Annotated in this window: 19 protein-coding genes and 1 other annotated feature; of the genes, 8 read left to right on the top strand and 11 right to left on the bottom strand. The window is 66.5% G+C overall.

Features of this window, described 5'->3' with window-relative positions:
* The first annotated feature begins 26 nt into the window (after positions 1 to 26).
* From rhaS to AB0269_RS14235, 5 genes are all read left to right on the top strand, one after another.
* Positions 27 to 1085, top strand: a complete 1059-nt coding sequence (gene rhaS, locus AB0269_RS14255) for a rhamnose ABC transporter substrate-binding protein (RefSeq protein ID WP_366211912.1) — start codon at positions 27 to 29, stop codon at positions 1083 to 1085.
* 71 nt (positions 1086 to 1156) lie between these two features.
* Entirely contained in the window at positions 1157 to 2602 is a 1446-nt protein-coding gene (locus AB0269_RS14250; RefSeq protein WP_366211911.1) for an L-fucose/L-arabinose isomerase family protein, read from the top strand.
* Positions 2599 to 2949 carry an L-rhamnose mutarotase gene (locus tag AB0269_RS14245; RefSeq protein ID WP_366211956.1) on the top strand — a complete coding sequence of 117 codons (351 nt, stop codon included), beginning with the start codon at positions 2599 to 2601 and terminating at the stop codon, positions 2947 to 2949. Before AB0269_RS14250 ends, AB0269_RS14245 begins: the two co-directional genes overlap by 4 nt.
* Positions 2950 to 2975: 26 nt before the next feature.
* Positions 2976 to 5012 carry a bifunctional aldolase/short-chain dehydrogenase gene (locus tag AB0269_RS14240; protein WP_366211910.1) on the top strand — a complete coding sequence of 679 codons (2037 nt, stop codon included), beginning with the start codon at positions 2976 to 2978 and terminating at the stop codon, positions 5010 to 5012.
* 95 nt (positions 5013 to 5107) lie between these two features.
* Positions 5108 to 6577: a rhamnulokinase family protein gene (locus tag AB0269_RS14235; RefSeq protein ID WP_366211909.1), complete on the top strand. Its 1470-nt coding sequence runs from the start codon at positions 5108 to 5110 to the stop codon at positions 6575 to 6577.
* A gap of 81 nt (positions 6578 to 6658) precedes the next feature.
* Here the strand turns inward: AB0269_RS14235 and AB0269_RS14230 are convergent, their stop codons facing one another.
* Positions 6659 to 7609: a LacI family DNA-binding transcriptional regulator gene (locus tag AB0269_RS14230; protein ID WP_366211955.1), complete on the bottom strand. Its 951-nt coding sequence runs from the start codon at positions 7607 to 7609 to the stop codon at positions 6659 to 6661.
* 191 nt (positions 7610 to 7800) lie between these two features.
* On the opposite strand from AB0269_RS14230, the gene galT reads away from it, so the two are divergent.
* Both galT and galK read left to right on the top strand, forming a co-directional pair.
* On the top strand, positions 7801 to 8988 hold the full coding sequence (gene galT, locus AB0269_RS14225) for a galactose-1-phosphate uridylyltransferase (RefSeq protein WP_366211954.1): 1188 nt from the start codon (positions 7801 to 7803) through the stop codon (positions 8986 to 8988).
* Positions 8985 to 10148 (top strand): galactokinase, encoded by a 1164-nt coding sequence (galK, locus tag AB0269_RS14220; protein ID WP_366211908.1) that lies wholly within the window; start codon positions 8985 to 8987, stop codon positions 10146 to 10148. The genes galT and galK overlap by 4 nt, the downstream gene beginning before the upstream one ends.
* A gap of 407 nt (positions 10149 to 10555) precedes the next feature.
* On the opposite strand, the gene AB0269_RS14215 is transcribed toward galK, so the two are convergent.
* The gene (locus AB0269_RS14215; RefSeq protein ID WP_366211907.1) at positions 10556 to 11497 is read right to left on the bottom strand and encodes a helix-turn-helix domain-containing protein; all 942 of its coding nucleotides are present in this window, start codon (positions 11495 to 11497) and stop codon (positions 10556 to 10558) included.
* A 107-nt stretch (positions 11498 to 11604) separates the two neighbouring features.
* Between AB0269_RS14215 and AB0269_RS14210 the strand changes: the two genes are divergently transcribed.
* Positions 11605 to 11916 carry a putative quinol monooxygenase gene (locus tag AB0269_RS14210; protein WP_003941073.1) on the top strand — a complete coding sequence of 104 codons (312 nt, stop codon included), beginning with the start codon at positions 11605 to 11607 and terminating at the stop codon, positions 11914 to 11916.
* A gap of 64 nt (positions 11917 to 11980) precedes the next feature.
* Here the strand turns inward: AB0269_RS14210 and AB0269_RS14205 are convergent.
* From AB0269_RS14205 to AB0269_RS14165, 9 genes are all read right to left on the bottom strand, one after another.
* Positions 11981 to 13200 (bottom strand): IS3 family transposase gene (locus tag AB0269_RS14205; protein WP_366211906.1). Its coding sequence is split into 2 segments (ribosomal slippage): positions 11981 to 12960 and positions 12960 to 13200, totalling 1221 coding nucleotides; the frame shifts between segments, so codons are not numbered across the junction.
* Positions 12833 to 12960, bottom strand: a sequence feature (AL1L pseudoknot). It overlaps the preceding gene by 128 nt.
* Before the next feature lie 895 nt (positions 13201 to 14095).
* Positions 14096 to 15352, bottom strand: a complete 1257-nt coding sequence (locus AB0269_RS14200) for an FAD-dependent oxidoreductase (protein ID WP_366211905.1) — start codon at positions 15350 to 15352, stop codon at positions 14096 to 14098.
* Entirely contained in the window at positions 15349 to 15672 is a 324-nt protein-coding gene (locus AB0269_RS14195) for a 2Fe-2S iron-sulfur cluster-binding protein (RefSeq protein ID WP_366211904.1), read from the bottom strand. Before AB0269_RS14195 ends, AB0269_RS14200 begins: the two co-directional genes overlap by 4 nt.
* Before the next feature lie 6 nt (positions 15673 to 15678).
* On the bottom strand, positions 15679 to 16089 hold the full coding sequence (locus AB0269_RS14190; RefSeq protein ID WP_366211903.1) for an SCP2 sterol-binding domain-containing protein: 411 nt from the start codon (positions 16087 to 16089) through the stop codon (positions 15679 to 15681).
* Entirely contained in the window at positions 16086 to 16400 is a 315-nt protein-coding gene (locus tag AB0269_RS14185; protein ID WP_366211902.1) for an EthD family reductase, read from the bottom strand. The genes AB0269_RS14190 and AB0269_RS14185 overlap by 4 nt, the downstream gene beginning before the upstream one ends.
* A 21-nt stretch (positions 16401 to 16421) precedes the next feature.
* The gene (locus AB0269_RS14180) at positions 16422 to 17684 is read right to left on the bottom strand and encodes a cytochrome P450 (protein ID WP_366211901.1); all 1263 of its coding nucleotides are present in this window, start codon (positions 17682 to 17684) and stop codon (positions 16422 to 16424) included.
* 213 nt (positions 17685 to 17897) lie between these two features.
* The gene (locus AB0269_RS14175) at positions 17898 to 18878 is read right to left on the bottom strand and encodes an AraC family transcriptional regulator (RefSeq protein ID WP_366211900.1); all 981 of its coding nucleotides are present in this window, start codon (positions 18876 to 18878) and stop codon (positions 17898 to 17900) included.
* A 76-nt stretch (positions 18879 to 18954) separates the two neighbouring features.
* Positions 18955 to 20604 carry an FAD-binding oxidoreductase gene (locus AB0269_RS14170; RefSeq protein WP_366211899.1) on the bottom strand — a complete coding sequence of 550 codons (1650 nt, stop codon included), beginning with the start codon at positions 20602 to 20604 and terminating at the stop codon, positions 18955 to 18957.
* A 114-nt stretch (positions 20605 to 20718) separates the two neighbouring features.
* Positions 20719 to 21720 carry an AraC family transcriptional regulator gene (locus AB0269_RS14165; RefSeq protein ID WP_366211898.1) on the bottom strand — a complete coding sequence of 334 codons (1002 nt, stop codon included), beginning with the start codon at positions 21718 to 21720 and terminating at the stop codon, positions 20719 to 20721.
* Positions 21721 to 21838: the final 118 nt, after the last annotated feature.

Here is a 21838-nt window from a genome sequence, read left to right as displayed (position 1 = left end):
CACCGGCGCAGACGAAAGGAAAAACAATGGAGTGGATCCGCACACACCGGGCACGGCGCCGGCTCTCCGCCATCGCCGCACTCGCCTCGGTCGCGCTCATCGCGACCGGCTGCGCCGCCGGCGGCGGAGGCGACGGAGGAGGTGACGGTTCGGGTCAGGACGGCGACCAGACCATCACCTTCATCCCGAAGCAGCTGAACAACCCGTACACGGACGTGGTCCTCGGCGGAGGTGAGGACGGCGCCGAGTCCGCGGGCTTCGCATCCAGCCAGGTCGTCGGCCCGCTCGACGCCAGCGCCTCCAGCCAGGTCTCGTTCATCAACGCCGAGACCCAGGCGGGCACGAACGTCATCGTCATCGCGGCGAACGATCCGGATGCCGTCTGCCCGGCGCTGGAAGAGGCGCGCTCGGGCGGCGCGAAGATCGTCGCCTTCGACTCGGACACCAATCCGGACTGCCGCGACGTGTTCATCAGCCAGGTCGTCGCGAAGGACGTCGCGCTGATCCAGGTCGAGCTCATCGCCGAGCAGATCGGCGGTTCGGGTGAGATCGCGATCCTCTCGGCGACGGCGAACGCGACGAACCAGAACGAGTGGATCAAGTACATCGAGGAGGAGCTCGACTCCAACCCCGACTACGCCGACATCGAGCTGGTCGCGAAGGTCTACGGCGACGACGACGACACGAAGTCGTTCCAGGAGGCCCAGGGTCTCATGCAGGCGCACCCGAACCTCAAGGGCATCATCTCGCCCACGACGGTCGGCATCGCCGCCACGGCTCGCTACCTGTCGACGTCGGAGTACAAGGGCAAGGTCGCGCTGACAGGCCTCGGCCTGCCCAACGAGATGCGTCCGTTCGTCAAGGACGGCACCGTGACCGAGTTCGCCCTGTGGGATCCGGCACAGCTCGGCTACGTCGCGGCCTTCGCGGGCAAGGCTCTCGCCGACGGCGACATCACCGGCGCCGCGGGCGACACGTTCGAGGCCGGCGACCTCGGCGAGCGCGAGGTCGGTGAGGGCGGCATCGTCATCGTCGGTCCGCCGACGGTGTTCAACGCCGACAACATCGACGAGTACGACTTCTGATCGCCAGGAGGGCGGCCCGGCGCAGCGGGGCCGCCCTCCGATCGAAGCCACTACGGAATGAAGGAACCATCATGACGCCGTCCACCTCCTCGGGGTTCGCCGAGCTCCTGCCCGCCCACTCCCGCCGCAAGCCGCGCATCGGCCTCGTCGCCGGGGGCCTGGGAACGTACTGGCCGCAGTTCCCGGCGCTGCGGCCTCAGCTCGAGGATTCGGCACGATACGTGTCCGACCGCTTCCAGGCGATGGATGCCGAGGTCACCGACGTCGGGTTCATCTCGGATGCGCAGGAAGGAGCTGTCGCCGCGGAGACGCTGCGCCGCGCCGACTGCGACCTGATCGTGCTGTTCCTCACCACTTACCTCACCGCTTCCATGGTGCTCCCGATCGCGCAGCGCGCCGGTGCGCCGGTGCTCGTCATCGACCTGCAGCCGACGGAGAAGATGGACCACGCGTCCTTCGACACCGGGGCCTGGCTCGCATACTGCGGCCAGTGCCCCGTGCCGGAGGTGGGCAATGTGTTCCGTCGCGCCGGCATCGAGTTCCGCTCGGTCTCGGGCTGGCTCCGGCAGGAGTCGGCCTGGGCCCGGATCGAGCAGTGGATCCACGCCGCGCACATCCGCGCCGCACTGCGCCACGCCCGCCACGGGCTGATGGGACACCTGTACCCCGGCATGCTCGACGTCTCCACCGACCTCACCCTGCTGCCGACGACCTTCGGATCCCACGTGGAGGTCCTGGAGTTCGACGATCTGCGGGTGCGGGTGGATGCGGTCACCGATGCCGAGGTGAAGGACCGCACGGACCTCGCGCGTGAGATCTTCACCCTCGACGACTCCGTGAACGACGAGGACTTCGCATGGGGCGCCCGCGTCTCGGTGGGGCTCGACCGGCTCGTCGACGACTTCGGCCTCGACACGCTGGCCTACTATCATCGGGGCCTCGACGGCGAACTCCACGAGCGCCTCGGCGCCGGCATGATCCTCGGGGCGTCGCTCCTCACCGGGCGCGGTATCCCCACCACCGGCGAGTACGAGCTGCGCACGACCGTGGCGCAGCTCGCGACGCAGGTCGTCGGAGCCGGGGGCTCGTTCTGCGAGATCCAGGCGCTGAACTTCGAGGACGGCGTCGTCGAGATGGGGCATGACGGGCCGGCTCATCTCGCGGTGTCCAGCCGCGAACCGCTGCTGCGCGGCCTCGGCGTGTACCACGGCAAGCGCGGATGGGGCGTCTCGGTGGAGTTCGACGTGCAGCACGGCCCGGTGACCCTCCTGGGGCTCGGTCAGGATCGCGACGGCTCGCTGTCGTTCGTGGCATCCACGGGCACCGTCGTGCCCGGGCCCCTGCTCGCGATCGGGAACACCACGAGCCGGGTCGACTTCGCCCGCGACCCCGGCGAGTGGGTCGATGCGTGGTCGGCCACCGGCGTCGGGCACCACTGGTCCCTGTCGGTCGGCGACCGCATCGGCGACTACCGGGCTGCGGCGTCGCTGCTGGGCATCGACTTCCGGGAGGTCTGATCGTGAGCTCCTCTCTCGAGCGCGTCTGCTTCGAGCTGCGCGTGCGTCCCGAACGGATCGACGAGTACCGCGCGCGCCACGCCGCGGTCTGGCCCGACATGCTCCGCGCGCTCCGCGACACAGGGTGGCGGAACTACTCGCTGTTCCTGCGCGAGGACGGTCTGCTCATCGGCTACTTCGAGGCAGAGTCCGCCGAACGCGCCATGGCAGCGATGGCCGAGACCGAGGTCGACGCCCGCTGGCAGGCCGACATGGCCGAGTTCTTCGAGGACCGACCCGGCGGCGGCCTCCGACGCTACCTCGAGGTCTTCCATCTGGAAGATCAGCTCGCCGGCCTCGCAGACTGACGCCCTCCCCCATCCGAAGGATCCTCATGATCAACCCCACCGCTGCCGCTCTCATCGAGCGCTCGAACCACCTGGGCGCCGACCCGAAGAACACGAACTACGCCGGCGGCAACACCTCGGCCAAGGGCACCGAGACCGACCCGGTGACCGGTCAGCCGGTCGAGTTGCTGTGGGTCAAGGGCTCGGGCGGAGACCTCGGCACACTGACGGAGCAGGGCCTCGCCGTCCTCCGCCTGGATCGCATGCGTGCGCTCGTGGACGTCTATCCCGGCGTCGATCGTGAGGACGAGATGGTCGCCGCGTTCGACTACTGCCTGCACGGCAGGGGCGGGGCGGCACCGTCGATCGACACCGCGATGCACGGACTGGTGGATGCCGCGCACGTCGACCACCTGCATCCCGACTCGGGCATCGCGATCGCGACCGCCGCCGACGGCGAGGCACTCACGTCGAAGATCTTCGGCGAGAAGGTCGTGTGGGTGCCGTGGCGCCGCCCGGGCTTCCAGCTGGGCCTGGACATCGCCGAGATCAAGCGCGCCAATCCGCAGGCGATCGGCTGTATTCTCGGCGGGCACGGCATCACCGCGTGGGGCGACACGTCGGATGCGGCAGAGGCGAACTCGCTGTGGATCATCGACACCGCCGCCGCGTACATCGCCGCAGAGGGCAAGGAGTCGCCGTTCGGGGAGGTCCGCGTCGGCTTCGAAGCGCTCTCGTCGGATGAGCGGCGGGAGCGGGCCGCGGCCCTCGCCGGCACGATCCGCGGCATCGCGTCGACGGACAAGCCGATGGTCGGGCACTTCACCGACTCCGACGTCGTGCTCGACTTCCTCGCGTCGTCGAATGCACCTCGGCTCGCCGGTCTCGGCACAAGCTGCCCCGACCACTTCCTGCGCACCAAGGTCAAGCCGCTCATCCTCGACCTGCCCACCACGGCGTCCGCGGAGGAGCAGATCGCACGTCTGCACGAGCTGCACGCCGAGTACCGCGCCGACTACCAGGCGTACTACGACGCGCACGCCACCGACGAGTCGCCCGCGATCCGCGGCGCGGACCCGCTCATCGTCCTCGTCCCTGGGGTGGGCATGTTCTCGTACGGCGCGAACAAGCAGACCGCGCGGGTGGCGGGCGAGTTCTACGTCAACGCGATCAATGTCATGCGCGGCGCCGAGGCGCTCTCGACCTACTCCCCCATCTCGGATGCCGAGAAGTTCCGCATCGAGTACTGGGCGCTGGAAGAGGCGAAGCTGCAGCGGATGCCCAAGCCGAAGTCGCACCAGGGGCGCATCGCGTTCGTCACCGGCGCAGCATCCGGCATCGGCAAGGCCATCGCCACCCGCCTCGCGGCCGAGGGCGCCTGCGTCGTCGTCGCCGACCTCGACCTCGAGAAGGCGCAGGCGACGGCTGCCGAGCTCGGGACCACCGATGTCGCGATCGGCGTCGCCGCGAACGTGGCGGATGCCGACGCCGTGCAGGCCGCGCTGAACGAAGCCGTCCTCGCCTTCGGCGGCGTCGACCTCGTCGTCAACAACGCCGGGCTCTCGCTGTCGAAGCCGCTGCTCGAGACCACCGAGAAGGACTGGGATCTGCAGCACGACGTCATGGCGAAGGGGTCCTTCCTCGTATCGAAGGCCGCAGCCCAGGTGCTCATCGATCAGAAACTCGGCGGCGACATCGTCTACATCTCGTCGAAGAACTCCGTCTTCGCCGGCCCGAACAACATCGCCTACTCGGCGACCAAGGCCGACCAGGCGCATCAGGTGCGGCTGCTCGCGGTCGAGCTCGGCGAGCACGGCATCCGCGTCAACGGCATCAACCCCGACGGCGTCGTCCGCGGCTCGGGGATCTTCGCCTCGGGGTGGGGCGCGAACCGCGCGGCTACCTACGGCGTCGCCGAGGAGGACCTCGGGCAGTTCTACGCGAACCGCACGATCCTCAAGCGCGAGGTCGTGCCCGAGAACGTCGCGGACGCCGTCTACGTGCTCACCGGCCCCGAACTGTCCCGCACCACCGGCCTGCACATCCCCGTCGACTCCGGCGTGGCCGCCGCATTCCTGCGATGACTGTGTCGATGCGATGGCTTCGGCTCGCTCAGCCCGTTTCGTCTCCGTCGCTGCGCGACTCCGCTCAACGCCCCGCACGGGAAAGCTCCGGGTCGTTGAGCGAGCGCAGCGCGACAAAACGGGTTGAGCGAGCGCAGCGAGTCGAAACCAGCACCTCGAACGCCACCCGCGCGGTCGCCGCCGTCGACCTCGGGGCGACCTCCGGGCGCGTGGTGATCGGACGGATCGGGCCGGACGCACTCGAGCTCGAACTCGTCTCGCGGTTCCCCAACGGCCCCGTCGAACGCGAAGACGGCCTGCATTGGGACTTCGGCGCGCTGCACGAGAGCATCCTCGACGGCCTCGCCGAGGCGGTGCGGCGCGAACCCGCGATCGAGAGCATCGGCATCGACTCCTGGGCCGTCGACTACGGGCTGCTCCGTGACGGCGAGCTGATCGGCGAGCCGTTCCACTACCGCGACGACCGCACCGCGCGCGGCGTTGCGGAGGTCCACGAGGTCATCCCGTTCGCGGAGCTGTATCAGCGCAACGGCCTGCAGTTCCTGCCGTTCAACACGCTGTACCAGTTCGCCGCCGACCCCAGGACCGCCGATGCGGATGCCGCCCTGCTGATCCCCGACCTCGTCGCCTGGGTGCTCACCGGACGCCGCGTCGCCGAGCGCACGAACGCGTCGACGACCGGACTGCTCGACGTCCGCACGTCGGAGTGGGATCTCGAGCTCGCCGAGCGCCTCGGCATCCCCACCGGCATCTTGCCCGAGCTCGTCAGCCCCGGGGAGAGGATCGGGATGCTCCGCCCCGAGGTCGCGGCACGCATCGGCAGGGATCTGCCGGTGATCGCCGTCGGCTCGCACGACACGGCGTCCGCCGTCGCCGCCGCGCCTCTCGCCTCGCCGGACGCCGCGTACATCTCGTGCGGCACGTGGGGCCTCGTCGGTCTCGAACTCGATGCGCCGGTGCTGACGGAAGCCGCGCGCGAGGCGAACTTCACCAACGAACTCGGTGTCGACGGGCGCATCCGATTCCTGCACAACGTGACGGGTCTGTGGCTGCTCAGCGAGGCCGTCCGTGCGTGGGAGGCCGAGGACGGAGCATCGATCAACCTGCCCTCGCTGCTGGATGCGACGGGCGGGTCCACCGAAGACGGCCCCCTCTTCGACGCGAACGATCCTGCACTGAGCGCACCCGGTGACATGCCGGCGCGCATCGCCTCGGTGCTCGCGGCCTCAGGTCATGCCGCCCCCGCGGACCGTGCGGGCTTCGCACGCGTGATCCTCGAGTCCATCGCGTCGGCGTTCGCGGATGCGGTGCAGACGGCGTCCGACCTGTCGGGCCGCGAGATCGATCGAATCCACCTCGTCGGCGGCGGCTCGCTCAACCGGCCGCTCTGCCAGGCGACGGCCGACCGGTCAGGGCTCCCCGTCTTCGCCGGCCCCGTCGAAGCGACCGCCCTCGGCAACGTGCTCGTTCAGGCCCGCGCTCTCGGCGCCGCCCCGGTTGCACTCGAAGAACTGCGCTCACTCGTGGCCCAGTCACACGTACTGGAACGATACCTGCCTCGCTGACCGATCGGATCGCTCGCACTCGCCCACTCGCGTGGTGACGCTCACGCGTTCCGATGGGTGCTCGGGTAGCCGGGCAGCAGATCACTCCGGACTGCTCGCCCGCAGGATCAACCGTGTCGGGATGACCGTGGCTTCGTCGCCCAGCGGCGTCGGCGGATCCGCGACGAGGGCGGTCACGGCGGCCTCGGCGAGCGCGGTGAAGTCCTGGCGCACGGTCGTCAGCGGGGGCAGGTAGTCGGCTGCTTCGGGGACGTCGTCGAATCCGATCACCTCGGTGTCCTCGGGCACACGGTCGCCGCGTTCGGCGAGCGTCCTAAGCACCCCGAGCGCCATCTGGTCATTGGCGGCGAAGACGGCGGTCGCGCCGCTCAATCGCGCGGCCGCGTCGTGTCCGGATGCCGCACTCCAGTCACCGCGCACGACCTCCGGCACGTCGGCTCCCGCCGCATGCAGGGCCTCGCGCCATCCGCGTTCGCGCTCTGCCGCGGCGAAGGAGTCGACGGGGCCGGCGACGTGATGGATCGTCCGATGGCCTCGGTCGAGCAGATGCCGGGTCGCGGCCATCGCCCCGCCGGCGTGGTCGCTGCACACCGTTCGCAGCCCGCTGTCGGCTGCGGCGTCGACGACGACGAGTCTCAGTCCCTCGAGCTGATCCGCGGCGTGGGTGAGGGCGGATGCCTCGTTCAGGACGACGGCCCCGTCGACGCCCTGGTCGCGCAGGCGCGCGAACGCCTCGCCGATGCCGTCTGCGGCGGTGACGACGGTGAGCGCGTAGCCGCGCTGCGCCGCGGCCTCGGCCGTGGCCTGCAGCATCCGCGAATTGCCGGTGGTCGCGAGCGTGGTGGCGACGATACCGAGGGTGAGCGAACGCCCGGTGCGGAGCGCTCTGGCCGCGCGATGGGGGCGGTAACCGAGCTCGGCCATGGCCTGCTCGACGCGCGCACGCGTCGTCGGATCGACGCGCGGGCTGTCGTTGACGACGCGCGAGACCGTCTGGCCGGACACCCCGGCGCGGCTGGCGACCATCGCCATCGAGACGCGTCCTGACGGCGTGCCGCGGCGGGGCCGCCGCGCGGGCATCAGGCCGGAAAGGTCATCGGTCACCGGCATCCCTCGCTTCTGCTCGTGCGTTCACAACTCCGCAGCGTTCACGACTCCGCCGTGTTCACAACTCCGCAGTGTTGACGTTATCACCGCTGTGGGGCTACCGTGTTTACGTGAACATGCACGCATCTCCGGAGTTGCGCCCAGCCGACCCCGTCAAGCTCGGCGCGGGCGTCGTCAAGCGGCCCACGCGCCTCGCCGACGGACGCGAGCTGATCTACTACGACGACCCCGATACGACGCTCGGACCCGATCGCGCCGTCGATGCCCGAACGCTCGATCCGCGCCCCGAGACGGCGAGCATGCGCCTCGACGTGCTGACCGGTGACTGGATCACGGTCGCATCCAACCGCCAGAACCGGGTGATGATGCCGGGCGCCGACGCCGACCCGCTGGCGCCGCAGACCCCGGAGAACCCGTCCGAGGTGCCGTCGCGCTACGACGTCGCCGTGTTCGAGAACCGCTCGCCCGCTTTCGGGCCGGCACTCGCGCAGACGTCCGGGGATGCTCCAGCCGCGGCCAACGCTCCGCGCGGGCTCGACGACCTCGATGCGCTGGGTCTCGGCCGTACGCGCACGGCGACGGGCCGGTGCGAGGTCGTGTGCTTCAGCCCCGACCATTCCGGCTCGTTCGGCACGCAGACGGTCACCCGCGCACGCACCGTGATCGAGGCCTGGGCCGACCGCACCGCCGCACTCTCGCAGCTGCCGGGCATCGAGCAGGTCTTCCCGTTCGAGAACCGCGGGGAGGCGATCGGCGTCACGCTCCCCCACCCGCACGGGCAGATCTACGCGTACCCGTACGTCACGCCGCGCACTCGGAGGGTGCTCGAGAGCATCGACCGCACCGCACCGGAGCTCTTCCAGCACATCCTCGACGAGGAGCACAGCTCCGAGCGCGTCGTGCTCCGCGGCGAGCACTGGACGGCGTTCGTGCCGTTCGCCGCGCGCTGGCCTCTCGAGGTGCATCTGATGCCGCACCGGCACGTTCCCGACCTCGCCGCGACCACGGCCGCCGAGCGCGATGAACTCGCGCCACTGTACCTGCGGCTGCTGCGCGGCGTGGATGCGCTCTACGACACCCCGACGCCGTACATCGCCGCGTGGCATCAGGCGCCGGTGAACGTCGGCCGGGATGCCGTCCGGCTGCACCTGCAGCTGACGAGTCCGCGCCGGGCCGCCGACAAGCTGAAGTTCCTCGCGGGGTCAGAGGCGGCGATGGGCGCCTGGGCGACCGAGGTGATGCCCGAGCTCGGTGCGCAGCGGCTGCGCGACGCGATCGCCCGCGCCGAGGAGGCCGCGGAGTGAGCGCGCGGGATGCCGCTACCCGGCTGTTCCGCGAACTGACCGGCCGTGATGCCGACGGCGTCTGGTCGGCGCCCGGGCGGGCGAACCTCATCGGCGAGCACACCGATTACAACGACGGGTTCGTGATGCCGTTCGCGACGCCGCATCGCACCTATGCCGCTGTCGGCATGCGCGATGACGAGCGCATTCGGGTCGCGTCGACGTTCGCCGAGGCGCCGGTCGAAGCTGAGCTCTCCGAGTTGGAGTCGAGGTTCCCGATCGCCGCCGAACAGGATGCCTGGGCCGCGTACCCGCTGGGGGTGGCGTGGGCGCTCCGGCTCGCCGGCGCGCGTGAGCGCGGCGTCGACATCGCAATCGCCTCAGACGTGCCCGTCGGTGCCGGGCTCTCCTCGTCGGCCGCGATCGAGGGCGCCACTGCATCCGCTCTGAACGAGCTGTGGGATGCCGGTCTCGACCGCACCGCACTGGCGTCGATCGGCCGCCGTGCCGAGAACGAGGCCGTCGGCGCTCCGACCGGGATCATGGACCAGATGGCGTCCATGCTCGGCGAGGCCGATGCGGCGCTGTTCCTGGACTGCCGCTCGCTCGAGGCGCAGAGCATCCCGCTCGGCATGGCCGAGGCCGGGCTCGCGGTGCTCGTGATCGACACTCGGGTCGCGCATGCGCACTCGACCGGCGGATATCGCGAGCGCCGCGCATCGTGCGAGAAGGGTGCGGCGATCATGGGCGTTGCCGCGCTGCGCGATCTCTCGCCGGCCGATCTGCCGCGCGCACGAGAGGTCATGGATGATGTGACGTTCCGCCGCGTGCGGCACGTCGTCACCGAGAATCAGCGCGTGCTCGACACGGTGCGCGCGCTGCGCGAGCACGGCGCCCGCGCGACCGGCAATCTGTTGACCGCGTCGCACGCGTCCATGCGCGATGACTTCGAGATCTCGGTGCCCGAGCTCGACACCGCGGTGCAGTCCGCGCTGGATGCCGGTGCCCTCGGCGCCCGCATGACCGGCGGCGGCTTCGGCGGTGCGGCGATCGCGCTCGTCGAGCGGGATGCCGTGCCGGCGGTGGCGGATGCGGTGGCGGCGGCGTTCGCCGCGGAGGGGTTCGCGGTGCCGAGCGTGTTCGCGGTCTGCCCGAGCGCCGGAGCCCGGCGGGACGCGTAGCCAAGCGTGCAGCTGGAACGCCGAGGCCGGCGTCGTGCTCGTCGGCCTCGCGGCGGAACTAACCGATGAGGTAGACCATGCCTCGGCCGCGGCCGGCGAGCGCGTCGATGAACTCCTGCGCGCGGCCCAGGAACTCAAGCACGTATCGTGTCCGACGCTACCCCGCCGGCCGGCTTCGGGCGCCCTGGCCTGACCGCCTTCGCGTCTCATCCCAATCGACCCTGATCGGGTCTGCTGATCCTCTCGACGAGAACGCAACGACAACACAGCCACCCAACCCCGACCGTCCGGGAAGCCGGGGCACGTCGCATGGCCTGTGCTGCGGGCGTGTCGAGTGGGTCGTCCAGGTGCGACGCAGGAGCGTCGACGCGACGTGCTGAGAGGTGGTTCTAAGGCATGGCGATAGGTCAGGAACGGCGTCGCTCCCTGCGCAGGAGGGAACGCAGAGTCTCGGCGTTCGCGTAGCCGACCCGTAGCGCGATCTCGGCGGAGGTGAGGTCCGTGGTTGCTGAGAGGTGCCGAGCTCGTTCGATGCGAAGCCGTTGGACGAAGCCGAGCGGAGTGAGGTTGAGCGCCGCACGGACTCGTCGTTCGAGGGTGCGCCGGCTGGTGCCGAGCGACTGCGCGACGAAGGCGACGTTGAACGGTTCGTCCAGGCGGGCGCGCACGAAGCGTTCGAACTCGACGACGATCGGGTCCTCGTGCCGGAGATGTTCGTAGGCGACGAAGGCCGCCTGCGACGGGCGCTCGTCGATGATGAGGAGCTTGGCGACATGTTGGGCCAGGTCGGGGCTGATCGATCGCACGAGTGAGAGCGCGAGGTCGATGTGGGCGAAGGCGGCGCCGGCGGTGACGAGGTTCCCGTCGGCCACGACCATGGTGTCGAGATCGAGGGCGACGGTCGGATAGCGCTTCAGGAACTCCGGCCCCAGGAACCAGCTGGTCGTCGCCCGCCGATGATGCATCCGCCCGGTCTCGGCGACGGCGAACACGCCGGTGCACGCCGCGGCGATCCGGGTGGTCGCCTCATCGAGGCGCCCGAGCGAGGCGATGACCGAACGAGCATCTCGGCTCTGGAGGGCGTCGTTGGTAGCGGCGGCCGTAAGGGTTCCAAGCGCAGGGACGACGACCACGTCGAACTCTCCGGACTCCGACAGCGGGTGGTCCACCGACAGGGTCATCGATGCCGTCGTGGTCACTCGCCGTTTCGGTCCGAGGATGGCGAGTTCGATCGGGTCGATCCGCGGGTCGACATCGCCGCGGACTCCGTCGGCCACCCGCACGATGTCGATGATCGACGCGATAGCCGAACCGAAGCAGCCGTCGATCGCGATCAGTCCGATACGCATGACGTAAACAATAGCAATACTGCCGTATACGCCACTCCTCACCGGCCCTCGCTCGTCATACGCTGAACTCGTCCCACGAAGAACCCCGACCTCAAGGAGAGTCCCTCATGTCCACACCCGCATCACTTCCGTATGCCTTCGTCGCCAAGATCGTCGCGGCCGATGGACAGCACGACGCGCTCGCCGATCTGCTCGCCGGCGCTGTCGCACTCGCCAACGAAGAAGTAGGAACGATTGTCTGGTTCGCGGTCAGGACCCACGCCGACACCTTCTGGATCTTCGATGCATTCCCCGACGAGGCCGCTCGCGACGCCCACGCCAACGGCGCCATCGTCGCAGCCCTGATGGCCAACCAGCACCTCCTCGGCGCAGCACCCGAGATCCTGGCGGCCGACGTCCTCGCGTCCAAGCTCCCGTAGTCCGCCAACGCACGAGACGATCGCGCCCCGCCGAGCCGTCGGACCCGACTGAATCGCCCCGGGTTTAATGGAGGGCGAGTTCTCCCGGCGCCGGCTGGCGCTGGGAGTTGATCTCACGGTAGTACTCGTTCTCCTTCTCGATGGGGGTGAGGTAGCCGATCGAGGAGTGCAGCCGGTTCTCGTTGAACCAGTGCACCCAGGACAGCGTCGCGAGTTCGAGGTCATCGGCGCTGCGGAACGGGCCATCGATCTTCACGCACTCGGTCTTGTAGAGGCCGACGACGCTCTCGGCGAGGGCGTTGTCATACGAATCGCCGACGGTCCCGATCGATGCGATCGCGCCGACTTCAGCGAGTCGGTCTGTGTAGCGCAGAGCCGTGTATTGAGAGCCGGCGTCCGAGTGTTGAATGACGCCGGTGACGTCTTCACCGGCCCGATCGCGGATCCACAGAGCCATCTCCAGCGCATCCAGCGGCAGGTCGGTGGGCATTTTCGACATCGTGCGCCAGCCGACGATGCGGCGGGAGAACACGTCGGTGACGAATGCAGTGAACGCCATCCCTGACCATGTTGGGACGTAGGTGAAGTCGACGACCCAGAGCTCATTCGGTCTGTCTGCGTGGAACTCGCGCTTGACGTGATCCTCTGCCCTCGGCGCAGAGATATCGGGGCGAGTGGTGATGAACTGTTTGCCGCGGCGGATGCCGCGCAGGCCCTGCTGCCGCATGAGACGTTCGACCGTGCACCGGGCAACGACGATGCCCTCGCGCTTGAGCAGTCGCCAGATCTTGCGAGCACCGCTGATGCCGCGGCCGAGAGCGCGGTCCCAGAAGACCCGCTCGATCTGGACCACCAGTTCGGCATCGCTGACGGCGCGCGCGGAGTCGGGCCGTTTCTTGAAGGCGTAATACCCGGACGGAGCGATCTTCACCCCGTGCTCGGTGAGCACGCGGCAGATCGGCTCGACTCCGAACCGGTCACGATGATCGTCGATGAACTGAGTCACCACGGCAGTCGCGGGTCGAGCTCCCGCGCGAAGAAACTCGACGCCGCCAACAGGATCTCGTTCGCGCGCTTGAGCTCACGCACCTCCGCCTCGAGTTGCTTGATCCTCGACGCATCGTCAGTCGTCGTTCCAGGACGCTCTCCCGCGTCGATCTGGGCCTGCTTGACCCATCCGCGCAACGTGTCCGGATTCACCCCGACGCGCTGCCCGATCCGGATCACCGCCTGATTCACAGACAACTCCGGATCCTCCTTCCGCGCTTCCTGCACGAGCCTCATCGCTCGCTCCCGCAACTCCGGCGGATACTACCTCAAAGCTGGCATAGGTCTCATCCTCTCGGGATTTCAGACCCTCCACGAGACCCGGGGCGATTCATCCCGAAAGCGACCCCGACCACACCCGCCGACCCGAACATCTGGCGAGTCCGCGACGACACCATCGACAACGACGGCAAGATCACCCTCCGCCACACCGGCAAACTCCTCCACCTCGGCATCGGCATCGGCATCGGCATCGGCAGAGCCCACATCCGCACCGAGATCATCTGCCTTGTCCACAACAGCAACGCCACCGTCATCGCCCTGAACACCGGAGAACTCCTCGCAGAATTCACCCTCGACCCCACAAAGAACTACCAACGCAAAAACGACTGAACCCCCGGAAACCGGGGGTTCAGTCGTTCACGATGTCCTGAGACATCACATGGCGGAGACGGAGGGATTTGAACCCTCGGTCCCCGTGAGGGGACTCCACCTTAGCAGGGTGGAGTGCGCCGATTCCGCCGATCTCGGCGGCGTGCGCCGACAAGCCTTGAAACGACGGGGATCCGCGTCATTCCGCGGATCCTGCGACCCAACGAGGTGAACTCGTCACGCACTCAGGACTCGGCAGCACACGCCAGAATCGACGTTCCCGGGATGCTCGGGACACTTTTGGGACACTTGGCTCCGCTCTCGACTATCTCAGCCCCGCCGACTACGGAGCACTTCACACCGCCGCAGAGAGTGCGGCATGATCAACACACAAGAACCGTCCGGGAAACCGGGTCAAGCTCCCATCGTTGTGTCACGAACTCTATTGGCGCCACTGTCCACGGCCGAACCCTCGATGGTCTCGGCCGTGCACCGAAGGCGCGCCGTGCGCGCCTTCGGTGCACGGCGTGGCCCCTTTGCCTCATGCGGCAAGGACGGACCCGCCTCGGTTCGCCAGATCACGGAGATTCACGGCCTCATCGGCTGCGACCGCTGACGGAACGTCGAGTCCGGACTCGAGAATCTTCCTGGCCGCCATGTGATCTCGGGGCTGGTTCACGGACTCCACAGCGATGAGCTTGCCGCGCGAATAGCAGAACGCGGAGTAGCTTCCTACGGCCGCATCCCCGCGTACCTCGACATCATCGATCGAGTCGTCGATGATGCCGGCGATCTGCAGCTTCAGACCCCACTGCTGGGTCCAGAACCACGGCACGGCGCTGAACGGATCGCTCTCGGCGTGCCCCTGTTCCTCCGAGAGAATCTGGCGAGCGACGAATCGAGCCTGATCGACCGCGTTCTGGACAGATTCGACCCGCTGCCGGGTGCCGTAGCAGGCGGAGACCGCACAGTCGCCGATCGCACGGATGTCACGATCGGACGTCCGAAGTTGAGCGTCAACGACTATTCCGCCCTCACAGCTCAGACCAGATACTCGTGCTAGTTCATCGTTCGGCGTAACTCCGATTCCAACGACGAGACGATCGACTTCCAGCGAGGAGCCATCGGTGAGCCGCAGATTTGGTCGCCCTGCGGGGACCAACGATGAGACCTCCGTGTGGAACCGGACGTCGACACCGTTCTGAAGGTGTGCGCGCTCGAACACCCGCGACGTCACCTCACTCACAGATCGACGCATGACCCTATCCGCGCGGCACAACAACGTCACGTCTGCACCGTAGTGGGCGGCGGCCGCCGCGACTTCAAGACCGATGAAGCCACTCCCTGCAACGACGATGCTCTCGCCGCGCCCGTTCTGCAGCACTCCGCGGAGTGCTTGCGAGTGTTCCAGATCTCGGAGCAGATACGTGGGGATTGCCGCATCGACCCCTGGCAGATCCAATCCGATGGGTGCAGCGCCAGTCGCGAGGACGAGGTGTCGAAAGCCGATCGTGCCACCGTCCGACAGCGCGACCTTCCGGGCCGCGCGGTCGATTCCGATTGCGTGAACCCCGAGCTTCAGATCGATGCGCTTGGAGTCGTAGAACTCTCGCGGACGGATCACAACATCCTCCAGATCCCCATCGCCCTTGAGAAAGTCCTTCGACAGCGGAGGACGCTGGTAAGGGATGTCCGGTTCTGCGCTGAGCACGGTGATCTCTCCCGCGAACCCTCCATTTCGGAGCGAGAACGCTACCTCCGTGCCGGCCTGCCCTCCCCCGACGATGACGACGCTCATACCTGTCGCTCCGGAATCCTCACCCTGATGCCGTCCAGCTCATCGCTTACGGCGATCTGGCAGCTCAGTCTCGACGAGTCCGTCCGTTCACATACAGTGTCCTCGAGCATCTCGTCCTCGTCTGCCTGCATCTCTGGGAGTCGATCGAGCCAGGAGTCGTCGACGTAGACGTGGCAGGTCGCACACATGGCCTGTCCCCCGCACTCCCCGATGATGCCGTCAATTCCCTTCGCCAAGGCCGTCTGCATGACACGCTTACCTGCAGCCACATCGACCTCTGTAAGTCCGCCGTCCGATGCGACGTAGTTGATCCGTGGCATGACCGATCACACCAGCAGATCGTCGCGACCGGCAGCCTTGAGGCGCTCGATATAGATCGGATAGAGGAACTTCGTCGACGGCACCAGTTTGAGCACCTTCATGATCGCGCCCTCCGCCTTCACCTCGCCTGTGGCCATCGCCAACGTCATGTTGACTTTCCCTTGCCAGAACCGGTTCGCGGTGTCTGTGGACATCTTCAGCGTGGCGTTCGGCTTGTTCGGAGCGGCATCCACAGAGTCGTATGATTTCTGCGCGGGCATGTCCAGAACGACCTGAGAGTCAGGATCTGTGCACTGGACGAGCAGCACGGCGCCAGTGGCGCTGAGCTTCGGACCGAGCTCAGCATCCTGATAGGCGAGATCGAAGATCCCACCGACATACTCGTGGAGGTCGCTGGTTGATGTGTAGCCGCTCATGGGACACGCACTTCCTCTTCGCTGAAGAACATCGCGGCGCCGTTGTCCGCGAAGTTGGGAATGTCATCGGCCGCTGCTTTACCAGCCGGCGAGGCGAGAGCGGCGAGGGCTTTCTCGCGCGAGTCGAAGACGACCTCGGCCAGCTGGTAGAAGTACGGCTGCTCGCCGTCAGGGCTGTCGGCTCGCCCCGCCGTGAAGCGCACGACGTCGGGGATCTGGGCAGCGAGAGCGAGGTGGGTGTCGCGATAGTACGCGTCGAAAGCCGCGGGATCGGTGGGTTGCCGATAGGCGATGGTGACTCTGTATGACATGTTCTGCTCCTGAGGTCGGGGTTACGGACGGTCTTCGACGACCGGGTTGAGGGCGGGGTCCCAGCTCACGAGAAGATGCTCAGGGCCCCGGAACGAAGTGTTCGGGAGGTAGGAGTACTCTTGCCCGCTTTGCAGTTGCATATGCGGAAGGCGACGCGACAGCTCGCCGAGGAAGACCTTCATCTCCAGTCGGGCGAGAGATGCTCCCATGCACGTGTGGATCCCGACTCCGAACGTGAGGTGCCGTCGGGCGTTCCCACGATCGATGTCGAACACGTCTGGATTCTCGAAGACATCGGGATCCCGATTCGCGGAGGCCGTCACGATCAGCAGTCTGCTTCCGGCCGGAATCTCGACCCCACCGACAGCGACGTCCTCAGTGGTGAGTCGTCGCCACGCCACGACAGAACCGGAGAAGCGCAGGCATTCTTCGATTGTCTGCGCCATCAGCGACGGGTCCTCGGCAAGGCGCCGCCATGAGTCGGGGTGCTCGAGGAGCGTCCGCAGGGCGTTCGCTGTGGCGTTCGTCGTGGTCTCGTGCGCAGCCAGAATCCCGCTCATCATGATGTTTTGCAGGTAATTATCGCTGATCAGTTCAGGCTGCTCGCGCTGGACTTGGATCGCGTAGGGGATCCAGCCTTCGGCATCCGGTGAGTCCTTCAGCTTGTCGACAAGTCCACCCGCGAAGGTCCAGAAGTCGGCCATTCCCTGCGCGACTCGATTCTGTTCGCTGGGGTCCGGACGCCCCCACGTGAACAGCGTCTGCTGCATGCCGAACTGCCGGCAGGTCTCGATATCCTCGTCGGGGACGCCGAGGAAGATCAGCGCGATGATGCACGGAACCTCGTAGATCATGTCGTCGATGAGGTCCGCTTCACCTCGGGATATGAAGCGATCGATGTACGTCGTCACCACGCTGCGGATTCGAGACTCCAGCTTCGCGACCTCGTCCTGCTCGAAGGGCATGAAAATGGCACGACGATGGGCACTGTGGCCCGGCTCATCCTCATTGACGATCGTGGGACCGGGAGCGAAGTCGGCTGCGTCCAGGATCTCGATCGCTTCCTCACCGATAGGCGTGATCTGCTCGAGAGCGATGGCTGCGGAGAATCGTGCGGGATCCCGGAATACCTGCTTAACGTCCTCGTAGCGGGTGACCACCCAATAGTCGAGAACGGGGCTGTAGAAGACCGGCTCGATCTCTCGTGCCTCTGCGAGAGCGATGGCCGGGTCAGCCTGATACTCCCCTACGAATGGATCGAATGCCGCTGCTCCGCGGCTCACAGGGCAACCGGTCGGAGTCTCCGCCTTCGTCGCGTTGGCGGCACCGAAGCCGGTGATGGGACAAACCGCGCCCGAACTCGGGCGCGTTTCGTGTGCAATCTGGGACACTGTTGTGCTCCTTCAGTCGTCGTTGACGTCGTGAGAACGAAGCTACGAGGTGCGCGATTCTCGAGAAATCCGGAACGCGAACCTTGTCTGTCCGTTTTGCGCGATTCAGAAACGGGCTCGTCGAAGAGTCTCTGAGGGAAGCTGCCCATATTCACGTGCGTAGGAGTCTGCGAACCGACCCAGGTGAGCGAAGCCCCACTTCGCTGCGACCGATGCCACTGAGCTCGTAACCTCGGGAGCAAGAAGATCCCGGTGGGCGCCTCGGAGTCTGGCCCGTCGTACATACTGGCCCGGTGATTCGGAGAGGTGCTCGCGGAACGCGGCCTGGAGGGCTCGAGCGCTGACTCCGACGGCGCGTGCGAGCTCGACGACGGACACCACGTCCTGCGGGGCGTCGTCAATGATCTCCAGCGCACGACGCACTACAGGCGGCGCAATCTCTGAGTGCTCCGAACTCAGCGATTCTGGATAAGCCGCGATGAGGAACCCCGTCATCAGCGCCTGACTCGCTGATCGCATCATGAGAGGGTGTCCGAACAGCCCACCAGATGTCCGGCCATGGGAGAAGAGCAGTCGCGTGGTTCCGAGCCACTGCCGTGCCGCCGCCCCTGTGAGGTCGAGATGGCTGTTGAACGGGATGAGCCTGTTGAGGCTTCGGCCCGTCATCCCTGCCAAGTGCGCCTCAAGAGTCTCCCGCCGGAATTTGACGGCGAGCATGGTGTCGGGGATCTGCCACCCCTCGATGGCAGAAGTCTCTGTGGGGCCATAGACAGCACCCCTGTTCGGAAAGAGCAGAGAGCGGCGCCCATCGACAGACGTCGACAAAGAGGCGTGAAGAGGCACATTGAACTGATAGCCGTCCGTCAACTCCTCGGTGCTGATGCGCACGCGCGCGTTGTAGCTGATCGTCGCGATCGTGACCGCATCCAAGTCGACCGAGGTCAGAGTGAGATTGAGAGATCTGGCGCCGAAGGAATCGAGTTCGTGGGGGTAGAACAGCGTGGACCCGGCTTTCACCGCCGCGTCCACCCCGAACAGATGCAGCGGGCCCGCTGAGGGCGGCTCCGCACCGATTGGGCGTCCCATGCGGGGAGTCTTCCATCTGAACGACCTTCGCGCAGCGTCGGAAGCAGCCATCTGCTTCCGACGCTGCGCTCAGTCGTCAGAGTCCCCGACCCCGGAGACGGGCCGGCCAGATCCCGGCCTTGCCCGGGTTGAGGATGCCGTTCGGGTCGAGCGCGTCCTTCAGCCTCTCGTTGAAACGCAACTGCGCATTGTCGTTCCAGGAGTAGGTTGCCGCGATCTGGTCGTTGAGAACATTGTGCGACCGGTACTCGCCGTAGCCCTCCGCAGCCGCCTCGTCGATAAGAGTCCGTACGAGGCTCAGCGTCTCAGACCTGTGCGCGCTGTCCGTGGTGTCGTACAGGAGCAGGCTGATGTGGTGCATTTCGCGGAGGCCGATGACGAACTGCGCGCAGTAGTCCTTCTCGAACTCGTCGGCGCGCTTCTTGACCATCTCGAACTGACGCAACGCGTCTGCGCCATCTGGAGCCGAGATCGGCGAGAAGAAGAAATGACCGGCGTCGGGGATCCAGTTGAAGACGTTCGCCTCCTCCGTGGTCGGGACTCCGGTGTTGATCTTGTGCCGATCGTGGAGCGTGTGCGCTCCCAGGTCCTCGGGCGTACTGGGGCGCGTCTCCGTGGTGTAGAAATGAGCGCCGGGGATCTGAGTGAAGGCACCTTCGATCATCGCAATGTACTGATCGATCACGGGCCGCGGCCCATAGCACGTCCCGTAGAAGTTCCAGTATCCGAGGTTGAGCTCACGTTTCATTCGCTCGACGACATCATCGGGGATAGGCCCGTCGCCATCGAACCAATCGGAGCGCTTCGACACCTGCGCGGCATCCAGGAAGATGTTCCGGAGCACAGGAACGTTCTGGAGTGGTGCCATGTTGATTCGCAGTGGCAGCATGATGTCGATGATCTGCTCGAGGTCCGCAGCCTTGTCGAACGTGATCTGGAACGTCAGCGAGTCCGGGGGCGCCGGGAGGAGCTGAATGCCCATCTTGGTGACGATGCCGAAGTTCGACTGGACGAACAGATTGTCCGGCTGAGGGCCGAAACTGGCCGGGAACAACTGCCACGTGTTGCTACCCGGAAGCCCGCCCATACCCGTGCGCAGCACGTCGCCGTCCGGTAGCACGACCTCGAGACCGGATTTCCACATTCCGTGGTCGCCGTAAGGCGTGTATCCGACGCCACGGTCCATCGTGTTGCCGACGACGCTTCCCCACGCCAGGTCAGGGGCGTCGATCCACAGACCGTACCCCTTCTCCTGAATCGCGTTGTAGAGGTCGTAGTAGCTGACGCCCGGCTCGATGAGCGCGTACGCGTACTTCTCGTTGATCTCGAGGACGCGGTTGAGGCGCTTTCCGAGGTCGATCAGCAGCGACCCTGCCGTGCGTGGTGCCGAGCCGCCATAGCCGAGGTTTCGGCCTGTCGAGAAAGCGTGCAGCGGGATCAGATACTCGTTGGCGACGCGAACGATCGCCTGGACCTCTTCGGTCGATCCCGGGTAGACCACTCCGCTCGGCGCGAAGTCGGTCGGATCGTCGGTCACAGGAAAGGCGTCGTAATAGCGAGAGACGGTGTCGTCGTCGTCGCGAACGTTGTCCGCACCGATCGCGTCGCGCATCGCCTTGATCGCTTCAGCGAAGTCGTCCGCGGATACGTCCGGCGGCAGAACTCGTGCGTGGTCGCGAAGCGTCTTGGCGACGGGCGCGTCGATCGGGGATTCCAGCTTTGTCATCAGTCACTCCGTTGTGGTGAGTCCGATGCGATCGCACCGGGTGGACTCAGACTCGGTGGGAGAATCTGACTCCGCAACGCATGTTCGCTATCTGGATAGGCGTGTGGACAATCGTCACGCCGACAGCGTCGTCGACGGTGCGACGCCGAACTGATTGCGGTATGAGGTCGCGAACCGACCATGGTGATAGAAACCCCATCTATTGGCGACTTCGCCAACCGTGACGGAACCGGGCTCGGAATTGTGGAGCTCTTCATGCGCGTGGTCGAGCCGACGAGCGATCAGATAGGACAGTGGCGTGGTTCCGTACTGCCTCCTGAACCCGGCCTGCAGCGCCCGAACTCCCACTCCGGCGCGTTCAGCGAGTTCGGGAACGGTCAGCAGCGCAGCGTCGGGGGACGATCTGATGAGGTCGATGACGAAGTTCACCGCCCGGGGCCCAGCCGATCCGGCCGGCTCATTGAGTTCCTCCGAGTGATCATGGCGCGCGGCGATGAGCAGTCCGTTCAGCGCCGCGTCCTGAAGATGGGTCTGAACCATCGACTGAGAAGCAAGCGACTCGACCGCCCTCAGCGGACGAGTGAGCAGCCTGATCATGGCCAGCCACTCGAGGCCCCGAGCGGTCGTGAGATCGAAGCCGAGCTCGAATTCAATGTGCGGCTTCGCGAGCTCGTGCCCCAGCAGTTGCTCAAGGCGACGTTCGACGGCTGTCCTCTCGAACTTGACCCCGATCATCTGCGTCGGCGCGTCGAATCCGGAGAATTCATGCTGATGAAGGCCATAGACCGCGGCCCGCGATGCACTCGCTATGATCGCCTGCCCGTCCCGTTCGGTACGGACCTCTCCTCGGAGCGGAACATTGATCTGGTAGGAATCCCAGATAGAACCGGTAACCACGTGCGCACCGGCGCTGTATTGGATCGATCCGAGGGTCATCGCTCCCCTTCGGTACGAACTCAACGACAGCCTTGGCGGACGCCGAGCATCGAGCGCCGCGAGGGTGTGGGCGTGGAAGACCACCCCGCCGACCGACATTGCCTCATCGAGTGATTTCGTGCGCACTGAGATCGTGCCGGTCTCCGAGACGACCCCAGTGTCGCCATCTTCAGTGTTCATGACTTCGGAGTATCACGCCAATGACCTCGCATCAAGGTGAAGAGCGCGCTATCCGCGGGATTGTCCATAATGCGAATCCACGAACACCCGTCTCCGACTTCGACGCACACTCGTCGTA

Source organism: Microbacterium sp. NPDC077644 (genome assembly GCF_040702785.1).
In the GTDB taxonomy this organism is placed as follows: Bacteria; Actinomycetota; Actinomycetes; order Actinomycetales; family Microbacteriaceae; genus Microbacterium.
Note: the sequence above shows the minus strand (reverse complement) of the source record. Positions and strands in the feature narration are given on the sequence as shown.